Annotated in this window: 4 protein-coding genes; 3 read left to right on the top strand and 1 reads right to left on the bottom strand. The window is 66.9% G+C overall.

The window, feature by feature from the left end:
• Positions 1-83: 83 nt before the first annotated feature.
• The 3 genes from AB0N05_RS03260 to AB0N05_RS03250 all read left to right on the top strand — a co-directional run bounded on the left by AB0N05_RS03260 (position 84) and on the right by AB0N05_RS03250 (position 3,954).
• Positions 84-851, top strand: coding sequence for an ABC transporter ATP-binding protein (locus AB0N05_RS03260; protein ID WP_364686942.1), 768 nt, complete (start codon positions 84-86; stop codon positions 849-851).
• Positions 836-2,404 carry a hypothetical protein gene (locus tag AB0N05_RS03255; protein WP_364686940.1) on the top strand — a complete coding sequence of 523 codons (1,569 nt, stop codon included), beginning with the start codon at positions 836-838 and terminating at the stop codon, positions 2,402-2,404. The genes AB0N05_RS03260 and AB0N05_RS03255 overlap by 16 nt, the downstream gene beginning before the upstream one ends.
• Positions 2,405-2,526: 122 nt before the next feature.
• Positions 2,527-3,954, top strand: a complete 1,428-nt coding sequence (locus AB0N05_RS03250; protein ID WP_364686938.1) for a hypothetical protein — start codon at positions 2,527-2,529, stop codon at positions 3,952-3,954.
• Here the strand turns inward: AB0N05_RS03250 and AB0N05_RS03245 are convergent.
• The gene (locus AB0N05_RS03245; RefSeq protein WP_364686936.1) at positions 3,951-5,105 is read right to left on the bottom strand and encodes a GDSL-type esterase/lipase family protein; all 1,155 of its coding nucleotides are present in this window, start codon (positions 5,103-5,105) and stop codon (positions 3,951-3,953) included. The genes AB0N05_RS03250 and AB0N05_RS03245 overlap by 4 nt on opposite strands.
• Between the last annotated feature and the right edge of the window lie 77 nt (positions 5,106-5,182).

Raw genomic sequence — 5,182 nt, 5'->3', positions numbered from 1 at the left:
CCCCGACCCGCCGCGGTATCGAACCGCGGCGGGTCCCGGCACGTATCGTGAGGCAAAAGCATCGGTCGTGCTGAGGAGGGGTTGTGGCGAACGACGGGCTGTTGGCACTCGAGCTGCAAGGGCTGTTCAAGGAGTTCGGCGGACGCTGGGTTGTCGAAGGCGTCGGCCTCGCCGTGCCACCCGGGTCGTTCTTCGGATTGGTGGGGCCGAACGGTGCGGGCAAGACCACCACACTGTCGATGGCGGTCGGACTGCTGCGACCCGATCAGGGCATGGCCAGGATCTTCGGCATCGATGTGTGGGCCGATCCGGTGCGAGCCAAAACCGTTGTCGGAGTGCTGCCAGACGGACTCGCTCTGCCCGAACGCCTCACCGGCCGTGAACTTCTGAACTTCACCGGCCTATTGCGCGGCATGGACAAGGCCACAGTGGTTGAGCGAGCCGATGAGCTGCTCACCGTGCTCGAGCTGACCGAAGCGGAAAACACTGTGGTGGTGGACTATTCGGCCGGTATGCGAAAGAAGATCGGCCTGGCCACCGCACTGCTGCACGCACCCAAGCTGCTGGTTCTGGACGAGCCATTCGAAGCCGTGGATCCGGTGTCCGCCTCCACGATTCGCACGATCCTGCAGCGGTTCGTGGCCGCCGGGGGATCGGTCGTGCTGTCCAGCCATGTGATGACTCTCGTCGAAAACCTCTGTGACCGAGTCGCGGTGATCAGCCACGGCCGGGTCGTGGCGGGCGGCACCCTCGCCGAGGTCCGCGGGGAAGGCACCCTCGAAGAGGCGTTCGTGCGCCTGGTGGGCGGCCGGATCGGCGGCGAGGAGGGGCTGTCGTGGTTGGCGTCCTGATACGAATGCGCTGGCGGATCACCGCCAGAACCATGCGCGAGGGACGCGCGGCACTCAACTTCTGGATCGGCTGCGTGATCGGCGGGATCGCCGCCCTCATCACGGCATTCATCATCGCCGCCGGGCACGACAGCGTGCACGGGGGAGTGACCATCGCCGCGGCGCTGTACGCGGCTTGGACGCTGGGCTGGCTCTGCGGGCCGGTGCTCACGGGAAGCAGCGACGAAACCCTTCAGCCCGAACAGTTCCGGCTGCTGCCACTGACCGATCGGCAGCTGGCCACCGGTCTGGCGGCGGTGGCCTTCGTCGGGCCCGCCGCGGTGATCAACCTGATCGCCTTCGGCGGGCTCGTGCTGCTGGCCGGGTCCATCGGCCTGGGGGCGATGCTGGTTGCCGCCATAGGCGCTGTCCTGCAATTGGTCTTCGTGGTCCTGCTGTCCCGGGTTGTGGTGGCCTGGCTCGGCGCGGCCATGCGATCGCGGCGCGGCAAGGATCTGGGCGTGCTGTTCGCCGGAATCCTCGGCCTGGCGTACTACCCGATCAACCTGCTCGTCACCCATCTCGGCCCGGGGCTGGAGGATGCGCCGAGCGGGCTCGCGAACAGCCTGCGCATCGCGCCCTCGGGCTGGGCCCCGGCTGCCGTGGAAGCCGCCGACCGTGGCGATGTCGTCTGGACCGTCCTGCCGCTACTCGGCCTCGCGGCGCTCTCGGCAGTGCTGTGGCAGGCCTGGGCAGTGCTCCTGCACCGTCGCCTCACCACCCCGCCCGCACCCCAGGACCAGGTACTCGACAGCAGTGCCGGTCTCCTGGACCGGTTCATCCCCGCCACTCCGGTCGGTGCGGTCATGACCAAGGAACTGCGCACCTGGTGGCGCGACAGCCGCCGCCGCGCCGCACTGCTGCCGCTGCTGCTCATCGGTTTCGTGCTGCCGATCTTCCTGAGCATTCAGAACGGCGGCACCGGAACCATCCCGTTCTCAGGCGGTTTCGTGGTGTGGCTGGGCGCCATGGCCGCCAGCAACCTCTACGGATTCGACGGCACCGCCGTCTGGCAAACGATTGTCACGCCCGGCGCGGAAAGCGCGGATCTGCGCGGCCGGGTGTTCGCCTGGCTGCTGCTGGTGAGCCCGGTCGCCCTGATCGCCTCGCTGATCCTGCCCGGCGCGCTCGGACATGCGGACATGTATCCGTGGGTGCTGTCCGTCCTTCCGGTGCTGCTCGGCGTGGGTATCGCGGGCGTGTCCTTCCTGTCCACCTACGCGCCGTATCCCCTTCCGCCGCAACGCGGTAACCCGTTCGCCGGATCCGGTAACCCGGGCTGTTCGAAACTGCTCATGCAGCTGACGGTCGGCATCGGGCAACTGGTGGTTTCGGTGCCGGTGCTGGTGATCCTGATAGTCGGTGCGGCGCTGGACAATCCATTCGTGCAATGGGCCGCACTACCGGTCGGTCTGCTTATGGGGGTGTTTGCTGCAGTGGTCGGAATCCGCCTCGGAGTCAAGCGCCTGACCACCCACGGACCAGAGCTTCTTGCCGCCGTAAAACCGCGCTGAACTGCGACTCGAGCCTTCATCAAAGAAGATTCACGGCTACTCGCACAAGGGGTACGTGCACCCCTGAATTCGGGTAGCCCACTACTGCCGAAATCCACGGCCGGACTGCGCATTCTGGAGTCGTGGATCAAATCTTGTATTGGAATGCGGTGGCGCTGGAGTCAGACCGCATAGCGCACACCGAAATCAAACCCACCGCGGGCTTCGGGCGTGGGGCACGCGGTCCCGTCGGCAGTTCACGCGCATTGGCCATCGTGCACTTGGCCATGCACGACGCGATTTTCAGCATTCTCGGCGCACCGCACGGCACCTGGCTGACCGCGCCCCCGCTGGCCCCCAATGGCGCATCACCCGACGCGGCCATTGCCGTCGCCGCCCACACCACCCTGTCCGCGCTGTATCCGGCGCAGACCGCACGGCTCGACCGGGCGCTGCGGGAATCCGGATTGCACGGCCCCGGCACCGGCCGCGGCAGTACGCAGGGGCAGGCCATCGCCCGCATCATCCTCAAGGCCCGGCGTGGCGATCCGAGCCTGGACGACGTCGACTATGAGCCCGATATCGCCCCGCCCAATCACCGGCCCGACCCGGTCAACCCGAAACAGGGTTACTACGCACCGCATTACGGCGCGCGATCGCACTGCTTCGCGGTGACCAGTCGCTACACCCTGGACGCGCCACCCAAGGGCAATGACCCGCGCTACCTGGCCGCACTGCGAGACGTCCGAGCCAAAGGCATCACCCCGGAGTCTTTTGCCGCGCTGCCGACCGGATTCACCGCCCGCACCGCCGACGAAACCCTGACCGGACTGTTCTGGGCGTACGACGGTGCGAAGCAGATCGGCACGCCGCCGCGCCTGTACAACCACATCACCCGGGAGATCGCCGCCGATCGCGGACTCGACGTGGAGGAGAACGCGCGACTGTTCGCACTGGTCAACGCCGCCATGGCCGACGCCGGAATCCTGTGCTGGGACGACAAATACCGGCACAACCTCTGGCGACCGGTTCTCGGCATCCGCGAGTACGACCCATCCATGGGCCCGGAAGCCATCCCCGGCCACAGCCTCGACCCCGACTGCGATCCCGGCTGGCAGCCACTCGGGGCCCCGCGCAGCAATGAGATCGCGGTCAATGCCACCCCGCCCTTCCCGTCCTACCCCTCCGGCCACGCCACCTTCGGCGCGGCCGCCTTCCAGACCATCCGCCGCTACTTCGCCGTATCCGCCGATGGCCCCGATGATCTCGCGGACGGACTGGGCTTCCGGTCCGACGAACTCGACGGCGAAACCACCGACAATCACGGCGCGGTCCGCACCCGCCACCTCCGCGCATTCCCCGGCGGACTGTGGCAGATGATGGAGGAGAACGGCCGCAGCCGCGTATTACTCGGCGTGCACTGGTCTTTCGACGCCTTCGCCACCGATGCCGGTGGTGCCATGGATCTTTCACAGAACATCGGTGGCGTCCGCCTCGGCCGAGATGTGGCGAACAATCTGTGGACCAACGGATTACGGCAGGCGCAAGCCGCCGGACCCCGATTGCTCTAGCCGAGCGCCCGAGCGAGCACAGTGAGATCCACCGTTCCGGCCATGACGCGATGCCCCGCATCATTGAGATGCAGCCCATCGCCACTGTCGAATTCGGGGCGAATGAAGTCCCGGGCCTGCGGATCCTCCACCGCCGCAGCCACATCGAACACGGCGTCGAAGATATCGCTGCCCCGCAGCCAGTCATTCACGACCAGGCGAATCGGATTGCCTTCGGCCAGACTCAGACCCGGGTAGATAGTGCCCGCGAACGGCCCGATGGTGTTGGCGTAGATCGGCAGACCCGCCTCATGCGCCAGCCGGGCCAGCTCCTTGTATCCGGCGATGAGCTGCTCAGGTGTGGCCGCACCGGTCAGGATCAGATCATTGATCCCGAAGTTGGCCCACACGGCTTTCACCCCCGGCACCGACAGCACATCCCGCTCGAACCGGGCCAGCCCGTGCTCGCCGATCTGATCGGTGAGCAGCCGGGTCCCGCCGATGCCCTGGTTCACGGCCCAGCCGCGAATACCGGCTTCGGCAAGCCGCTCGTTCAGCACATCCACCGACCGGGCATTGCCGCCAAGCGTGGACCCGACCCCCTCGAACCAGGAGTCGCCGAACGCCACCAGCACCGGAGTTTCGGAGTCGACAAGGACGTCGACCCCGGTGAGGAGAAACCGCGAAGTGGTCTCCTCGGCATCGGACAGGGCAGCGTCGCCCGTCCGATCGCCGGACGCGATCCAGCCGGACTCCACCGGAATCTGCGCGAACGCCGGAAATCCCGTCGCCTCCGGCAAATACACGCTCACCAGCACATCGGACCCTGCCGCCACCGCCAACTCGACCGGATCACTGACCAGATCGGCCCCCGCCGCAACCCGCACCCGCTCCGCGCCATCGAACCGCAGCACGGTATCGGTCTCGGCCAGAATCTCACTGCCGTTCTTGCGCCCCGCGATCCGCGCCGCCCCGATCACCAGCTCATCCTTCGAGTACCGATTGGTCAACCGCACCCGAACGTGCGACCCGCCACCGGCCAAGTGCAGCACCTGCCGCAGGGTCTCGTCCCCGAACGCGCGCGGCTCAGCCAGCCGAATCTCCTCGCCCGGATTCACCAGCGCGCCACGAAAACCGGCAACCCAGTGCTGCGTCTGCAGTGTCGTTGACATCGCGAACCCCATTTACTTGCCGTGCGGAATATTGCTCGAGCAAAAACCTACTCCAAATGTTCCGCGTGTCAACTATC

The organism is Nocardia sp. NPDC051030, assembly GCF_040683015.1.
In the GTDB taxonomy this organism is placed as follows: domain Bacteria; phylum Actinomycetota; class Actinomycetes; order Mycobacteriales; family Mycobacteriaceae; genus Nocardia.
Note: the sequence above shows the minus strand (reverse complement) of the source record. Positions and strands in the feature narration are given on the sequence as shown.

Excerpts from the sequence above, each read along its gene's own strand:
- AB0N05_RS03245 (WP_364686936.1), bottom strand. The coding sequence starts at position 5,105 with ATGTCAACGACACTGCAGACGCAGCACTGGGTTGCCGGTTTTCGTGGC.